Origin of the sequence: Polaribacter sp. IC066, from assembly GCF_007997085.1 — a bacterium.
Lineage (GTDB): Bacteria > Bacteroidota > Bacteroidia > Flavobacteriales > Flavobacteriaceae > Polaribacter.
Genome location: NZ_VORR01000025.1, coordinates 1 through 15833, shown reverse-complemented (window position 1 = coordinate 15833; position 15833 = coordinate 1). Strand labels below are relative to the sequence as shown.

Sequence of the window (15833 nt, the reverse complement as noted above, 5' to 3'; positions counted from 1 at the left end):
AAGAAAAAGGGCAAATAGAAAATAGAAAAGATTCATAAGCCAACAACCAACAACCAATCTATGTACAATTTATTAAAAGGTAAAAAAGGAATTATATTCGGCGCTTTAAACGAGCACTCTATTGCATGGAAAGTTGCAGAAAGAGCGCACGAAGAAGGTGCGGAGTTTGTATTAACAAACGCGCCAATTGCTTTAAGAATGGGCGAATTAAATATATTAGCAGAAAAAACGGGCTCGCAAGTTATTGCTGCAGATGCCACTTCTATTGAAGATCTAACCAATTTGGTCGAAAAATCTATGGAAATTTTAGGTGGTAAAATAGATTTTGTTCTGCATTCTATCGGCATGTCTATAAATGTGCGTAAAGGCAAACATTATACCGATCCTAAATATGACTTTACAACCAAAGGTTGGGATATTTCTGCAGTTTCTTTTCATAAAGTAATGAATGTGCTATACAATAAAAATGCCATGAATGAGTGGGGTTCTATTGTTGCCTTAACGTATATGGCCGCACAAAGAGTGTTTCCAGACTACAATGATATGGCAGATAATAAAGCGTATTTAGAGTCTATTGCACGCAGTTTTGGCTACTTTTTTGGCAGAGATCATAAAGTTCGTGTCAATACAATATCGCAATCGCCAACACCAACAACTGCCGGAAATGGCGTAAAGGGTTTTGATGGTTTTATTGAATATGCAGAAAAAATGAGTCCGTTAGGAAACGCAACCGCTTTAGAATGTGCAGATTATACGATAACTATGTTTTCAGATTTAACGAAAAAAGTAACCTTACAAAACTTATTTCATGATGGTGGATTCTCTAATATGGGGGTAAGTGATCCAGTAATGGATACGTTTTTAGGAGAAGAATAATTTAATTGTTTTTTGAAGCTATTTCCTGCTTTCCATTATATCTTTTTATGCTGAATTTAATTCAACATCTGTAACTATTTATAAGTTATTTTATTGTTCATAAAAGATACAGAAACGAGTTGAGCATAAAAAGGATGCCATTTCAATCAGGGCTAGATTTGTTTGCCACTTTTAGCAAACTTAAGCTAGTATCGTAAACAAATACCTTAACAAACTTTTATAAAGTATTAAAAAAAAAGTAAAATGCAAATCTGTTCAGGTTTGCATTTTTTGTTTAATGTTGTTTTTGTAATTTCGTAAAAAATAATTAAAATGGGTTTTTTTAAGAAGATAGATAAAGTATTTGCATCGTCAGAAAATTTTAATCTGATGGAGAGAACCGAAGTGGATATACAAATCGAAGAGAATATAAAAAATGTGGGTATTAGTAAGTTTGCAGAATCTGCTTATGGAGATTTATATTTAAGAGTAAATGAATTAGGAGGTTTTTTAATTTTAGAAACCATTACGGTAAGTGCCACTAATTTAAAAACTAAAAAAGGAAGCAGACTTACCTTTATAAAAGATAACGAAGTTTTAAAATTAGAATCTGATGAACATAAAATTGAATCTGATTTCTCTGATACCGTAAAAAAGTCTGTCACCAAAATAGACTATAACATCTCTGCAGAAGAGGCTGAATATTTTAAAGAAGAAAAATACAACGAAGCTCGTTTTGAAATTAACGGAAAAGAACTAGTGTTTTCCGTGATAACATCATAAATATTGAAACTATCATTCTCTATCATCATTCCGGTTTATAATCGTCCAAAAGAAATAGACGAGCTGCTAGAAAGCCTTACAAAACAAGATTTTTCTGATGATTTTGAGGTGCTAATTATTGAAGATGGATCCACAATTAAAAGTGATACTATTGTAGAAAAGTATAGCAATCAATTGAATTTAAAATATTTCTTTAAAGAAAATACTGGTGCAGGAGCAAGCCGTAATTTCGGAATGCAACAAGCTTCTGGAAACTATTTTATCATTTTAGATTCGGATGTGCTTTTGCCAGAACAGTATGTATCAGAAGTAAAACAAACATTACAGAACAATTTTACAGATGCTTTTGGTGGGCCAGATGCGGCGCATTCTAGTTTTACGTCATTACAAAAAGCAATTAATTATTCCATGACTTCTGTTTTAACTACAGGCGGAATTCGTGGAAAGAAAGAAGCTATTGGTCAATTTCAGCCAAGAAGTTTTAATTTTGGCTTGTCGCAAAAAGCTTTTATGAAGACAAAAGGCTTCTCTAAAATGAAAAATGGAGAAGATATTGATTTAACGTTTCGACTTTGGAAAGCTGGTTTTGAAACACAGCTCATAAAAAAAGCTTTTGTATATCATAAAAGAAGAAGCTCAATTAGACAATTTTTTAAGCAAACTTTTGGCTTCGGAACCGCAAGACCTTTATTAAATAGAAAATATCCAGAAACAGCAAAAATCACCTATTGGTTTCCTAGTTTGTTTATTATCGGGTTGGATATCAGTATTGTTTTAGCATTTTTTGGTTACCATCAACTTTTATATGTTTATGCATTTTATTTTTTGCTAATTTTCTTTGACTCCTTATTTCAGAATAAAAACTTACGAGTCGCTTTTTTAAGCACAGTAACTTCTCTAACGCAATTTTTGGGTTATGGATTGGGTTTTTTACAATTGCAGTTTTTTAGTAAGAATACAAAATAATTATAAGTCAGTGTCTCATCGAGTGATTCTGATTTTTTTATCAGAATTGTGTCGAGAGGCGTATAAACAAGTTTTCGTTATAAAATTGTTCTTATTTCTTAATTTCACTCGAACAGACAAATACGCTAATCAATAGTATTTAATGTTTTTACTTGTAAATCCTCTAAAGAACTCACTTCAGTTTTAAAATTAAGAACTTTAGTTTCATTCGGCATTACATCAAAAAAATTGTCAGAAAAATGACCTTTTTTAGCTGTAAATAAAAATACATCTTTCTGTAAAACAGTACTTTTTAGAGTGATGTAAAATCCTTTTTCTGTTTTATTAATTTCTTTTTGAATTTCTCCTTTTGGTAAGTTTAAATCTTTAGGTTTTGTAAAGTAGAAATAAGATTTTTTATTTTGAAATTCAGTAATGAGCAGTGTGTTTTCTTTATCAATTGTATCCAAAGGAAAACTACTAAATTGTTGACTACTATTTTCTAAAACTTCAATTTCTTTGGAGTTTGACCAAATTTCTTTTCCTTGAAAATCAATTAAGGTTGCTTTTAAGGCTCCATTTAAACGCTCAAAAGTATCATTGATAACAAAGGTGTTTACGCTGTCATTATTCATAACCGATGAAATTAAAACATTTTCAAAAGCATTTTTAGCTTTATACTGCAAGGCTTTCCAATGACCAAAATAATCGATACTAGACCAAGAAATTGCAGCCCAGCAGTCATTTAATTGCCAATACAAAGTGCCCATATTATAGGGTTTTGCTCTTCTGTGCGCTTCAATTCCCATCACAATTCCTTTAGCTTGCACTAACTGACTTGTGTATATATAATCATCATCCGGCATAGGAACTTTATAATCTCTTTTCATGTAATCAAAAATTAATTGATGACCTCTATCATGTTTTTGATGCGACTTCCAAGTGTTTGTCATTAAGGTTACTTCATCATTTTGATTGATATATTTCATTGTTTCAAAACTAGGGAAAGATTGAAAACCAAATTCACTCATAAACCTCGGAACATTGTTTTCAAAGTGCTCAAAAGGATATGCATCATGCCAAACGCCCCAATCATGAGCGTCCCCTTCTGTTTTGTGTTTCGGGTTTCCGCGCCCGTATTTCGGTGAAGATTGCCAATAATCAGTTTCACTAAATTCAGCAACGGTTTTGGGTAAAATAGTATCAAAAATGGCTAAATAATCATTCCAAATTTCTTTTTTTTCTTTTTCAGTTCTATTCTTTTGCCATCCCCAATGTTTCCATCCTTCAGAATTTTCATTATTGCCGCACCACAGCGCTATAGAAGCATGATTTCTTAATCTTTTAACTTGCTGTTTCGCTTCTTCTTTTACGTTTGCTAAAAACTCAATATTTCCAGGATACATGGCACAAGCAAACATAAAATCTTGCCAAATTAGTATTCCTTTTTTGTCACATAAATCGTAAAAAATATCATTTTCATAAATTCCTCCGCCCCAAACCCGTAACATATTCATATTAGATTTTACAACATCAGACAATAGTTTTTCATAATGCTGATGGGTTACTTTATTCTGAAAGCTCTTTTGAGGAATGTAATTGGCACCTTTCATATACACAGGTTTTCCATTCAATTCAAAATAGAAAGATTCGCCAATAGTATCTTTTTTAGTGATTAGTTTTATGGTTCTAATTCCTTTTTTTACTTGATACGTGTCAAGAATTATATTTCCTTTTTTAACAACAATTTTAAAGTTATAGAGATAAGGTTCTCCTAGATTGTTTGTCCACCAAAGTTTTGGGTTTTTGATATTAATTTTTGTTATCCATGAATATCCTTTAAAAACTTCGTTAGATGTTTTTACTAGTTTATCATTTACATAAATCTCATAAACTAATTGCTTATCTAGCTCGGTATTCGAAATCTTCTTTATATCAATTAAAAGAGAAGCATTAGACTCATTTACATGCAATTGTTTTATATATACATTATCAATCTTATAATCATCCCAAGCATCGATAGAAACTCTTTTCCAAATTCCGGAAGTATTTAGTTTTGGTCCCCAATCCCAACCATACTGAAACTGTGCTTTTCTTGTATAAATTCTTTTGCCTTCTGGTAATTTATGCGAATTTTTATTTTCTAAATCTGTTTCAATTTTATCCGTATTGGTGAAGAGGATTCTTAAACTATTTTCTTTTTTTGATAAAATTTTAATATCAAACGTAAAAGTTCTAAAGGCGTTATTTGTTTTATCAAGTAAAGAATCATTCAAATAAATGGTTGCGTACGTATCTAAACCTTCAAAATTAAGTTCGATATGTTCTTTTTTTAAAACAGCATCAGAAAGTGTAAACGAGGTTTTATATTCCCAACTCTTATCAGAAACCCACTGTACTTTTTCTTCATTATTTTTGATAAATGGATCTATAATTATTTGATGAGATAGCAAATCTGTGAATATATTTCCAGGAACAGTTGCGGGTTTCCAATCTAAAGTATCAATTCCTTTAAATTGCCAATTAGTAGTTAGTGCTATTTCAATTGGTAGATTTTTCTCTAAAGAATTACATCCAAAAAAAAGGAATACTGCGAATCCAAAAATAATTTTATTCATTTTTAATCACTTTTAAAATTTCTTGAATGGTTTCTATATCCGAAACTGTTTGAGAGGTTTTATCAAAAAACACACTCGAATTCGCTATAGCTTTTGAAGCTGAACTGTGAATTTCTTTAAAACCAACTTTTTTAAATAGCTGTGCATTGGTTGCATTAATGCCACTTCCTGCAAGAATAATCAAGTTGTCTTTGGCTATTTCTTGCAGTTCTCTAAATAACTTAATTCCGTTTTCTGCTTTTTCTTGCAAACCAGAAGTTAGAATGCGATCAACTCCTAAAGTAATTAATTGGGCTAGCGCTTTCTTCGGATTTTCAACACAATCAAAAGCTCTATGAAAAGTAAAAGAAAGTGGTTTAGAAAGTGCAATCAATTCCTTCGTTCTTTCTATATCAATGGTAGCATCAGCAAATAATACTCCTGAAACAATTCCATTAAAATCAAACTCTTTGCAAATGTTAATGTCTTTTTTCATTTGTTCAAACTCAACATCGGTATAACAAAAATCGCCACTTCTTGTTCTTATTAAAACATTTACAGGAATTGTGATATGTTCTGAAACTATTTTTAGTAGCCCATAAGAAGGCGTAATTACGCCAACTGAAAGTTCAGAGCAGAGTTCAATTCTGTCTGCTCTAGCTTTTTGAGCGTTTATAGCTGATTGATAGGAATTTGCACAGATTTCTAGTTTCATGGTATTTCGTTCGGCATTACGATGAAGAATGACGCGGTACTCTTATGAATGAATAATATTTCGCTATATTTTTTTGCGGTTTGTCACATCGAGTGATTTTGAGTTTTTCTCAAAATTGTATCGAGATGTTTTGGTTCTCGATACAATTTTTTTCGTTCTTCAAAAATTTACCCGAACTGACAATATGTTATTACTCAACGATTATTTCATCAATAAAAGTCCAAGCTTTATGACCTGCTCCTTGTTTTCCTTCTGGAATAATTCCATAATTAGGAATTATAAGTTTTAACGTTTTTGTTTTTAATATGTTATTTTTCGGGTATAATTGAGATAGATTTACATCGAAATTTACCAATAAGGAATCCTTTTTTGTAATCATTTTTTTAGATGAAATAAGGCTTCCATCTTCTAATGTTAATATTAAATTTAAAGTTTTAGGAGCATAAATCCATTGTTCGTTTCCATTATAAAATCGTGTAGAAATAGAGTTGATTTTTGTGGGTTTATTAAAATCAATTGTAATTTCTACATCATCTCCAGAAAAGCCTAACCATTCTTTGTCTCCATAACGTTCATTATTTCCAGAAATACCATTAATTAAGGCCTGTTTTCCTCCGGCATTATATCCTTTGTTGGGTTGTACACTTAATGAAATTTTCTTTCCAACAGCTTTATGAAGATCTAATTTTTGTTCAAAAACTGAACCCAATTGTTTTTCATCCGTATTAAAAATGGCTGCCTTAATGGTGGTAGAAGAAGTTATTTTTATTGGGTTTTTATAGGTAAGAGAGTTTAAATAAGAAGGTTGCAGTCCATCTAACGAATATAAAATTTTGTTGTCTGTAGCATTTTCTAATTGATATGTTAATTGGGCATTGTTATTTAATAATTTTCCTTTTATTTCATATAAATGGTTGGCATAATGAACATTCAGTAGATCCAATCTTTTATTAAAATGAGCCAATCGATTTACAAAATCAGCATAATTTTTATTTTCTGGTACACTCCAAACTACTTCAGCTAATGCAATTGCTCTCGGAAAAGCCATGTATTCAACTTTTTCTGGCGTTTGCATATACTCTGTCCAAACATTGCCTTGAGCACCTAAAACATATTTGGCTTCATCTTCATTTAATTCTTCAGGAATTGGATCAAAACGATAGACTTTTTCCAAAGGAAGAAATCCGCCAATTGCCAGAGGTTCATTTTCGTGATCAGATTGGTAATGGTCAAAATAACAATGAGAATTTGGTGTTAAAATAACATTGTGTTTTTGTTTTGCTGCTTCTACAGCGCCAGCAGTTCCTCGCCAAGACATTACAGTGGCATTTGGTGCTAAACCACCTTCTAAAACCTCATCCCAGCCAATAATTTGTTTTCCTTTAGAATTGATGTATTTTTCCATTCTAGTGATAAAGTAACTTTGCAAACCATGTTCATCTTTTAGGTTTTCTTTTTTGATGAGTTTCTGGCAATGAGCACATTCTTTCCACCTAGATTTAGGGGCTTCGTCTCCACCAATATGAATGTATTTTCCCGGAAATAACTCCACCACTTCATCAATAACATCTTCTAAAAATTTAAAAGTGCTTTCTTTTGTACAATAAATATCTTCGAAAACACCCCATTTGGTGGCAGTTTTAATTTGTTTTCCTGTGCAACCTAATTCAGGATATGCTGCAATTGCCGCTTGTGAGTGCCCTGGCATTTCTATTTCTGGAATGATGGTTATTTGTCTTTCAGCAGCATATTTTACAACTTCTTTTATTTCTTTTTGCGTATAAAATCCGCCATATTTTTTACCATCAAATTTTTGAGGTTTATTTGAATAATGTCCAATTTACGTTTCGTCTCTAAACGCTGCAATTTCTTGTAATTTTGGATATTTTTTAATTTCAATGCGCCAACCTTGATCTTCCGTTAAATGCCAATGAAAGGTATTCATTTTTATCATTGCCATTAAATTGATGTACTTTTTGATAAAATCTACAGAGAAAAAATGACGACCAACATCTAAATGCATTCCTCTATAAGAAAAACGAGGTGCGTCTTTAATTTCTAAACATTGAATTGCAATATGGGTTTTATCATAGGTATCTTGTTTCTCAAAATCAGCAGGTAATAATTGTCTTAAAGATTGAAAAGCATAAAACGCTCCTTTTTCTGATTTTGCAGAAATTAAAATTTCATCAGTAGTAATTTTCAATTGATATCCTTCATCATTAAAAATTGAGCTATCTATTTTAAAATGAATGCCGTTTTTCGCAGCAGAATTCGTATTCAATTTTATGCTACTTCCGTTTTCAACATAGCTTTTAAAAAAGTAGGCTACACTTTTTAAGTGATCATCAAAGGTCAATTTTGTGTCACTATTTAAGTTAAAAACTCCTTTCTTTATAATTTGTTCGGTAGGAATAGGAATAATTGAAGTATCATTAGTGGGCTTATTTTCTTTAAAACATGCTGTTAACAGTGCCAACAAAGTTGTACACAAGATTATTTGTGTTATTCGTCTAAAAGTATTCATTTCTAGTGGATTGGTTATCGTTATCTTGCTAATTTAGACAAAATTTTATACTTACCTAACGGATGAAAAAACACTTACGAATCTCGCTTTTTTCAATCATTTCTTCTTTTTATTCTGTAATGAAAAGATACTAGTTGCTAATGTAGAAAAAGATAAAAAGCTTACTTTTTATGGAAATCTGTTTATTGGAACTGCCGATCACGGACACTTATATTCTTTCGAAGCAATGCTTTTTGGGATGATAAAACGCTATCCTAACAACCGTTTAGATGGTTGGGATGGGTGGTTCTAGTCACCATTATTCTGATGATGAAATCTACGGGTTTTGGTATGCGTATTTCAGCTGACCTGGTGTTTTTGATAATAATGATATTTATTGATGCCAACCAATAAATAAGTTTTTAATAATGACGCTGATAGAAAAGAAGGCTGTAAAAATAAACTTTCTCATAGTAATGAAGTCGCTGAACAGGGTTTTTACAAAGTACATTTAGAGGGTACAGATATTGATGTTGCGCTGACGGTTTTTAAAAGAAGTGGAATGCATAAATATAATTTTCCTGCTGCGGAGAATCAGTTTGTGATTTTAGATTTAGTGCACAGAGATAAAGTGTTAGATTCAAAAATAATTAGAATTTCGGGTACAGAACTTGTTGGTTATCGCTTTTTTGAAGCTTAAACGCCAGACTAACCTTTGTTTTTTACAATAAAAATTTCACGCTCTTTTTTGATATCTGTCACTCTACTCCGGGATTGTTCCGTTTAGCATCTTAAAGAGCGCAAACAAATACTATTATCAAGGTTAAAGGTGTTTGCCGGTTTTAATCAGAATATTTTGTTTTGCAAACATCTTTTTCTGGAAAAATTAGATAGTTTTTATACACTAAAAATTTTAGTTTATAAATGACTTTTAGTCTATTAAACTACTTTTTTTGAATGCTAAAAGGATTATTCTTTATAGACGCAATGGGTACTAGTTTTCAGTTTTATAAATAACTCAACCACCATTTATCTTTATTATTTAATTTATATTTCATGTACCAATTACATAATGGGTAATGAATAAGTATAATACCAATCCATACAAGATATACAATGCCTAAACTGAAGCCAAATTTACCTAATCGACCACTTTCCATAAGTGCATCATTCCAAATACTATCCGTAAAAAGACCACCGTTGGCTATGATGGCAATCGCAGCAGCTAAAAGAATGATGAGTATATGCAAAAAAATAAAAAAATAGAGGCACTCTGCCAAAAGTGATTGCAAATTCAGTGCTTTTATTGCGGACTCCTTCAATAGCATATAAAAATAATAATGCAGGACCAAGCGTAATTAATGCAAAGTCTAATGATGGTGGGTATTTAGTCACATTCAAAAAAGACATTATTGTATACACACTGTTTTTTTATTCAACCCCTGGTAATAGATTTCCATACATATTTATGGACCTAATTATAATAAAAAGTATGATTGTTCCTTTTCCGAGATAAAGGAATAGTTTTTTTTTATCAAAATATCAAAACCTTTTTCATAAACAGTTCCGAAGCAATATCCCAAAAAAATAATTCCAATCCATGTAATTAAAGGATAAGAGAAGCTAATAAGTCTGCTTTCTCCTAGAGGTATTATTCCTCCTTGGTGCATCGCTTTCCATAGGATTGATATAAAATTATTTCCATTCATTAGAACACCATCTAATAGGTTGTGACCAGCAATTAAGATGATGGCGATTAAAAGAATTACTTTTTTAGGTACATAAATAAGAAATGATAAAACGACCATACTGCAACCAATTGCCCAAATAACCTGCAGCTGGGTGAATCCTAAAGTAATATCAAACCACCAAAGAAAATTATTTAGAAAAATTTCTAAAAATATCAGCCATACTCCTCGTGTAAAAAGAAACTTGAACAGGTCTTTCTTCGTCTTCTTCGATGCATATAAATAAGCTGAAGATCCGGCTAAAAACACAAAAATAGGTGCGCAATAGTGAGTAATAAAGCGAGTTGCAAAAAGTACTGGAGAGGTTGTTTCTAGATTGGTAGGGTCGGGTAGCCCTAGGTGGAAGTAATCTCGTGTATGATCTAATGCCATTAGAATCATTACAATACCTCTTAATATGTCGAGAGATTCGATGCTATTTGATTTCAATTGTTTTAACATAAAAGGTACGTTATTGCCAAGGTTTACAATGATATGATGTCCTTTTAATACTGAATTAAGTTCAGTATAATTTACTCATATTAGTTGTTATTGAATTAAGTTCTACACAATTACGAAGTTCGTTTTTTCTGAATTGAAAAATAAACAGGAAAAAACCCCTTTTTAAATAAAAAAACCAATCAAAAGTGTGCCTTTTTCTGAAGACCTTTTTTGGATACGAGAAGTTTATAAAAAAAAACCAAAACAATTAAGTTTTGGTTTTTTATATCATTTTGCTAAAAGCTAAAAGCTAAAAGCTAAAAGTTTACTTTTTCTTTTGCTGCGCTTGTTGCTCTTGCGCTTGTTTCATTGCGCTATCAATTTTTTGACGAAATTTGCTCTTCGCTTTTTCAGGACGCTTTTTGTTTTCTTCTATTTGTGCATGAATTTTGTCTTCATCTATTACATAGTTTTTAATAACTAACATAATTGCAATCGTTAGTAAGTTAGAAATAAAGTAATATAAACTTAAAGAACTTGCGTAATTGTTAAAGAAAAATAACATCATAATAGGAGAGAAGTAAATCATATACTTCATCATTTTACCCATATCTGGCATCCCTTCTTGTGTTGGTGCTTGCATATTTGCTTGCTGACTTTGGTTCATTTTCATGTAAAAGAAAATTGCTATAGAAGCTAATATTGGAAATAAACTGATGTGATCTCCATAAAAGGGTATATAAAACGGTAACTGAAAAATAGCATCATAAGAAGATAAATCTGGCGCCCACAAAAAGCTTTCTTGTCTTAAAGCTAAATTTGTAGGGAAAAACTTAAACAATGCAAAGAATACAGGCATTTGTAATACGGCAGGTATGCAGCCAGACAGCATGCTAACACCGGCTTTACGCTGTATGGCCATGGTTTCTTGCTGACGTTTCATTGCATTTTCTTTACCAGGAAATTTTTCGTTTAGTGCTGTTAATTCAGGTCGAATCACCTTCATTTTTGCACTTGATAAGTACGATTTATACACCAAAGGAGACATAAAAATTCGAACAACAATCGTCATTAAAATAATGATCAACCCGAAGTTGCCCATATAATTTTGTAAAAAATTAAAGACAGGGTAAAATAAGTTCCTGTTTAGAAAACCAAAAATTCCCCAACCTAAATCTGCAGTTTCATCTAAATCTGTTCCTTCATATTTTTTAAGTAAATTATAATCACTTGGTCCATAAAACCACTTCATATTATAATTCAACTCACCAGCAGTTAAGGCTAAAGGTGTTTTTAGTTCGTATTTTTTAGTAAAAATAGTATCTATTTCTTCATTGTCAACTAAATCTGTAGACGTGATTGTTGCATTGTTAAAAGGCGTGTCTGTTAATAAATTAGAGGTAAAAAAGTGTTGTTTGTAGGCAACCCAATCTACATCATTTATAACTTCTGTATTACCAGCGTTTAAATAATCTACTTCATCTTCTGTTTTGTAATAGTAATAAGAATACATACTATTTTCAGTTTTGATACTTTTTTCGTGTCTGTATCCTTTTAAAGTCCAATCTAAATTAATAGGATTAGAGGAGTTTATAACATCGCTTAAACCTTGAGAGCGAACAGAAAAATCAACCATATATTTCTTTGGTTTTATTTCGTATCGGTATTCTAAAAACTGACTATTAGAAACTTTAAGTTTCATAGACAACACAGTATTATCGCCATTTTTAGTTAAAACGGGCTCGAAGAATAAATCTTTTGTATTTAATATTCTGTTATCGGTAGTCCCAAAATTAATGTTAAAAGACGCGTTATTGTCTTTTATCATATATAAAGGTAACGAATCATAGGTTTTATAATTCTTGATTAAGGCTTCAATAATTTGTCCACCTTTATTATCAACCGTTAATTTTACTAAATTATTTTGTATTACAGTAGTTCCTTCAGACCCTTTAATAGCGCTTTGTGCAAAAGCACCCAATCTATTTTGATATTCGATTTGCTGAATAGAATCGTTTTCAAACGCAGAAGTATAATTAGTGGTTGCTTTGTTTGGCGTTTCTGTTGATGAATCTACAACTTCTTCTGTAGTCATTTCTTCAATGTCAGTTGGGCTATTGTTGATAAAATACCAAAACAGAATTCCTCCAAGAAGAATCATACCAATAAAAGAATTGTAATCGAATTTTTTTTGTTCCATGTGTAAAATTAAATGTCAATTTGTCATTAGCTCAAGAAGATTTCCTGATAAAAACGCGACAAAGGTAGTTAAAAAGCAGTTTTTATATCGATTTTACTGCTTTAAATTATATTCTATACTTTTGCTCAAATAGCGTACCTAAATTGTATGCTAAATTTAAAATGCTTTACTAGCGTTACGTTGAGAAATAATTATCTTTTGAACAGCGCGCTAGCAGAACAGCCAAAGTTATTTTTTAGATTGTTTTAAAGCTGCTTTTATAAAATCTACAAATAAAGGATGCGGTTTTAGCACGGTACTTTTATATTCTGGGTGATACTGAACACCCACAAACCAAGGATGGTCAGAAAGCTCTACAGCTTCTACCAAACCAGTTTTCGGATTTATACCCGTAGCTTTTAAACCTGCTGCTTCTATTTGAGATAAATACTCATTATTAAATTCGTAACGATGTCTGTGTCTTTCACTAATTAATTCAGAATTATAAGCTTTAAAAACTTTAGAACCTTTTGTTAACTTACAATCCCAAGCGCCTAAACGCATAGTACCTCCTTTTTCCGTTACGTTTTTCTGACTTGCCATTAAACTAATTACCGGATGTTTGCTGCTTTTGTTCATTTCTGTAGAACTTGCGTTTTCTAAATGCAACACGTTTCTAGCAAATTCAATCACTGCCATTTGCATTCCTAAACAAATTCCGAAAAACGGAATGTTATGTTCACGTGCATATTTAACCGCTTTTATTTTTCCTTCTATTCCGCGATCACCAAAACCAGGAGCCACTAAAATTCCGTTTAAACCTTGTAATTTTTTTTCAACACTTTTAGGTGTTAAGCTTTCAGAATGAATCCAACGAACCTTTACTTTTGTTTCATGAGATGAACCTGCATGAATAAATGCTTCGGTAATTGATTTATAAGAATCTTGGAGTTCGATATATTTACCAATCAAACCAATTTCAACCTCGTATTTAGGGTTTTTATGTTTTTGTAAAAAGCTATTCCAAACTTTTAATTCTGGTTCTCCTTTAGAAGATAGTTTCAATTTATTTAAGACAACCGTATCTAAATTTTGTGCTAACATTAAATTAGGTACATCGTAAATGGTTTCTGCATCTATAGATTGTATAACATCTTCTTGTTTTACATTGCAGAATAAGGCTAATTTTCTTTTGATGTCATCAGAAATTTCGTGTTCTGTTCTACACACCAAAATATCAGGACTTACACCACTTTGCATCAACATTTTTACAGAATGCTGGGTTGGTTTTGTCTTTAATTCACCTGCTGCCGCTAAATACGGAACTAATGTTAAATGTATAACAATGGCATTACTATCGCCCTTTTCCCATAATAATTGACGCACAGACTCTATGTAAGGTAAAGATTCTATATCGCCAACGGTTCCGCCAATTTCGGTAATTACAATATCATATTTTCCTGTTTCACCTAAAAGTTGAATTCTACGCTTAATTTCATCGGTAATATGCGGAATTACTTGCACCGTTTTTCCTAAAAATTCCCCTTTGCGCTCTCTGTTAATAACAGATTGATAAATTCTACCTGTAGTAACATTATTTGCTTGACTTGTAGGTATGTTTAAATAACGCTCATAATGACCAAGATCTAAATCGGTTTCCGCACCATCATCAGTTACATAACATTCGCCATGTTCATAAGGATTTAAGGTTCCTGGATCTATGTTTATATAAGGGTCTAGCTTTTGAATGGTAACAGAGAAGCCTCTTTCTTGCAATAATTTTGCTAAAGAAGCAGCTATAATCCCTTTTCCAAGGGATGATGTTACGCCTCCTGTTACAAAAACGTATTTTGTATTGTGCATGGTATTATTAGGTTTGCGCAAAAGTACTAACATTCGTTTTTATCACAAATAAAAAAGAGATAAAGATTTTAGTTTTTTTAGTTTTTATATTTCTACTTACATTTGATTTTGATACAAAATAATATGAAATCAAAAAATATTTTATTTTTAATTCTTGCCTTAACCGCTATTTTAATAAAAGCACAAGATAACACTAGTGTAGAAAAATCAATATACAGTGTTCAGTTAGGTATTATGGGTGTTTGGGGGCAAAATGAGATTAAATTATCTAACACAATAGCTTTGCGAACAGAAATAGGTTTGTATACAGAAATACAAGCAGGTTCTGGTTTTTTTATGGCGCCAGAAATTACTTTCGAACCCAGATGGTATTACAATATAAAAAAAAGAGCTTCAAAAGGGGGTAAATATAGAGAATAACGCTGCTAACTTTTTTACAATAAAATTGAATCACAGATCGGATATTTTCGAGATTAATCATAATAGAACTAGCGGGCCAGAAAACAGTATTTCTTTAATACCAAAATGGGGTATAAGACGCAATCTAGCAAAGTATTTTAGTTATGAAGCAGGAGTTGGAGTTGGTTATATTCGATTTATCAATCAAAAATATTTTAGAACTTTTGATAATAATGGAATTGCAATAGATCTGCATTTAAGAATAGGATATAATTTTTAATCATGAAATTTAGAATTTTAATAATTTGTTGTTTTTTTCTTTCATCATGCTCTGTTTTTTATCCTGGAGGAATTACTTTTAACGGTGCAAACTATAATTACGACTATTATGCATTTAATGAAAAACTAGATTACAGTGAAGTAAGCTATCTGTTAAATCCAACTAATTTTAGTGGTTCAAAATTTAGTAATGGTAGTAATTTAGAAAATGTTGTAGAATTTTTTCAAAAGAAATTAGGTAAAAAAGTTACTTTAAAGAAAAATTTTAAAGATAAGAACGGAAAATTGAAAATCCCTTTCCTTATCAATTTTGACATTACTGACGAGGAAGTTCGTTTTTTAAAAAGCAATACCAAATTAGACTATATTATTTTGTCGAAGATTTCATATTTAAACGAGTTAGACCATACTTCATTAACTCAAGTTTCGCAGGTCACTACCCCTTGAAAACAAAGAGAAAAAGAATAAAAAAAGTAGCATTTTTATTCCTTTAAGTTTCTAAATTTCAGTACCTTAAAGGTGTAATTCCAATACGCTAAAAATG

13 protein-coding genes and 2 pseudogenes are annotated in these 15833 nt (G+C 31.3%); 7 read left to right on the top strand and 8 right to left on the bottom strand.

The window, feature by feature from the left end; genetic code table 11:
* Nucleotides 1–60 precede the first annotated feature (60 nt).
* From ES044_RS09925 to ES044_RS09915, 3 genes are all read left to right on the top strand, one after another.
* Nucleotides 61–876, top strand: coding sequence for an enoyl-ACP reductase (locus tag ES044_RS09925; RefSeq protein ID WP_147118395.1), 816 nt, complete (start codon nucleotides 61–63; stop codon nucleotides 874–876).
* 312 nt (nucleotides 877–1188) lie between these two features.
* Nucleotides 1189–1638 (top strand): hypothetical protein, encoded by a 450-nt coding sequence (locus ES044_RS09920; RefSeq protein ID WP_147118396.1) that lies wholly within the window; start codon nucleotides 1189–1191, stop codon nucleotides 1636–1638.
* Nucleotides 1639–1641: 3 nt separating this feature from the next.
* Nucleotides 1642–2604 (top strand): glycosyltransferase, encoded by a 963-nt coding sequence (locus ES044_RS09915; RefSeq protein WP_147118397.1) that lies wholly within the window; start codon nucleotides 1642–1644, stop codon nucleotides 2602–2604.
* 125 nt (nucleotides 2605–2729) lie between these two features.
* Here ES044_RS09915 and ES044_RS09910 read toward each other — a convergent pair whose 3' ends face one another.
* From ES044_RS09910 to ES044_RS19370, 4 genes and pseudogenes are all read right to left on the bottom strand, one after another.
* Nucleotides 2730–5201, bottom strand: coding sequence for a beta-mannosidase (locus ES044_RS09910; protein ID WP_147118398.1), 2472 nt, complete (start codon nucleotides 5199–5201; stop codon nucleotides 2730–2732).
* Complete coding sequence (locus ES044_RS09905; protein WP_147187096.1) at nucleotides 5194–5895, bottom strand: copper homeostasis protein CutC; 702 nt, start codon at nucleotides 5893–5895, stop codon at nucleotides 5194–5196. The genes ES044_RS09910 and ES044_RS09905 overlap by 8 nt, the downstream gene beginning before the upstream one ends.
* 190 nt (nucleotides 5896–6085) lie before the next feature.
* Nucleotides 6086–6838 (bottom strand): chitobiase/beta-hexosaminidase C-terminal domain-containing protein, encoded by a 753-nt coding sequence (locus tag ES044_RS19375; RefSeq protein ID WP_317132307.1) that lies wholly within the window; start codon nucleotides 6836–6838, stop codon nucleotides 6086–6088.
* A gap of 72 nt (nucleotides 6839–6910) precedes the next feature.
* Nucleotides 6911–8422 (bottom strand): annotated as a pseudogene (locus tag ES044_RS19370) (beta-N-acetylhexosaminidase); the annotation flags it as partial.
* A 424-nt stretch (nucleotides 8423–8846) separates the two neighbouring features.
* Between ES044_RS19370 and ES044_RS18540 the strand changes: the two are divergent.
* A pseudogene (locus tag ES044_RS18540) lies at nucleotides 8847–9101 on the top strand (hypothetical protein); the annotation flags it as partial.
* Between the two features lie 307 nt (nucleotides 9102–9408).
* On the opposite strand, the gene ES044_RS18895 reads toward ES044_RS18540, so the two are convergent.
* The 4 genes from ES044_RS18895 to ES044_RS09885 form a co-directional block, all read right to left on the bottom strand.
* The gene (locus ES044_RS18895; protein WP_223269128.1) at nucleotides 9409–9651 is read right to left on the bottom strand and encodes a hypothetical protein; all 243 of its coding nucleotides are present in this window, start codon (nucleotides 9649–9651) and stop codon (nucleotides 9409–9411) included.
* 228 nt (nucleotides 9652–9879) lie between these two features.
* On the bottom strand, nucleotides 9880–10578 hold the full coding sequence (locus ES044_RS18890) for a DUF1624 domain-containing protein (protein WP_223813551.1): 699 nt from the start codon (nucleotides 10576–10578) through the stop codon (nucleotides 9880–9882).
* Between the two features lie 316 nt (nucleotides 10579–10894).
* Complete coding sequence (gene yidC / locus ES044_RS09890) at nucleotides 10895–12769, bottom strand: membrane protein insertase YidC (RefSeq protein WP_147118400.1); 1875 nt, start codon at nucleotides 12767–12769, stop codon at nucleotides 10895–10897.
* A 228-nt stretch (nucleotides 12770–12997) separates the two neighbouring features.
* Nucleotides 12998–14611, bottom strand: coding sequence for a CTP synthase (locus ES044_RS09885; protein ID WP_147118433.1), 1614 nt, complete (start codon nucleotides 14609–14611; stop codon nucleotides 12998–13000).
* Nucleotides 14612–14734: 123 nt separating this feature from the next.
* On the opposite strand from ES044_RS09885, the gene ES044_RS09880 reads away from it, so the two are divergent.
* Genes ES044_RS09880 through ES044_RS09870 form a run of 3 tightly spaced genes read left to right on the top strand, consistent with a single transcriptional unit; the run spans nucleotide 14735 to nucleotide 15736 of the window.
* Nucleotides 14735–15031: a hypothetical protein gene (locus tag ES044_RS09880; protein ID WP_147118401.1), complete on the top strand. Its 297-nt coding sequence runs from the start codon at nucleotides 14735–14737 to the stop codon at nucleotides 15029–15031.
* A gap of 25 nt (nucleotides 15032–15056) precedes the next feature.
* Nucleotides 15057–15290 carry a hypothetical protein gene (locus ES044_RS09875; RefSeq protein ID WP_147118402.1) on the top strand — a complete coding sequence of 78 codons (234 nt, stop codon included), beginning with the start codon at nucleotides 15057–15059 and terminating at the stop codon, nucleotides 15288–15290.
* A gap of 2 nt (nucleotides 15291–15292) precedes the next feature.
* Nucleotides 15293–15736 carry a hypothetical protein gene (locus ES044_RS09870; protein WP_147187094.1) on the top strand — a complete coding sequence of 148 codons (444 nt, stop codon included), beginning with the start codon at nucleotides 15293–15295 and terminating at the stop codon, nucleotides 15734–15736.
* The last annotated feature ends 97 nt before the right edge of the window (nucleotides 15737–15833 follow it).

What these genes read in the sequence shown, in the direction of transcription:
- yidC (WP_147118400.1), bottom strand. Translation starts at nt 12,769, where the DNA reads ATGGAACAAAAAAAATTCGATTACAATTCTTTTATTGGTATGATTCTT.
- ES044_RS09905 (WP_147187096.1), bottom strand. Translation starts at nt 5,895, where the DNA reads ATGAAACTAGAAATCTGTGCAAATTCCTATCAATCAGCTATAAACGCT.
- ES044_RS09920 (WP_147118396.1), top strand. Translation starts at nt 1,189, where the DNA reads ATGGGTTTTTTTAAGAAGATAGATAAAGTATTTGCATCGTCAGAAAAT.
- ES044_RS09880 (WP_147118401.1), top strand. Translation starts at nt 14,735, where the DNA reads ATGAAATCAAAAAATATTTTATTTTTAATTCTTGCCTTAACCGCTATT.
- ES044_RS09885 (WP_147118433.1), bottom strand. Translation starts at nt 14,611, where the DNA reads ATGCACAATACAAAATACGTTTTTGTAACAGGAGGCGTAACATCATCC.
- ES044_RS09925 (WP_147118395.1), top strand. Translation starts at nt 61, where the DNA reads ATGTACAATTTATTAAAAGGTAAAAAAGGAATTATATTCGGCGCTTTA.
- ES044_RS09910 (WP_147118398.1), bottom strand. Translation starts at nt 5,201, where the DNA reads ATGAATAAAATTATTTTTGGATTCGCAGTATTCCTTTTTTTTGGATGT.
- ES044_RS09870 (WP_147187094.1), top strand. Translation starts at nt 15,293, where the DNA reads ATGAAATTTAGAATTTTAATAATTTGTTGTTTTTTTCTTTCATCATGC.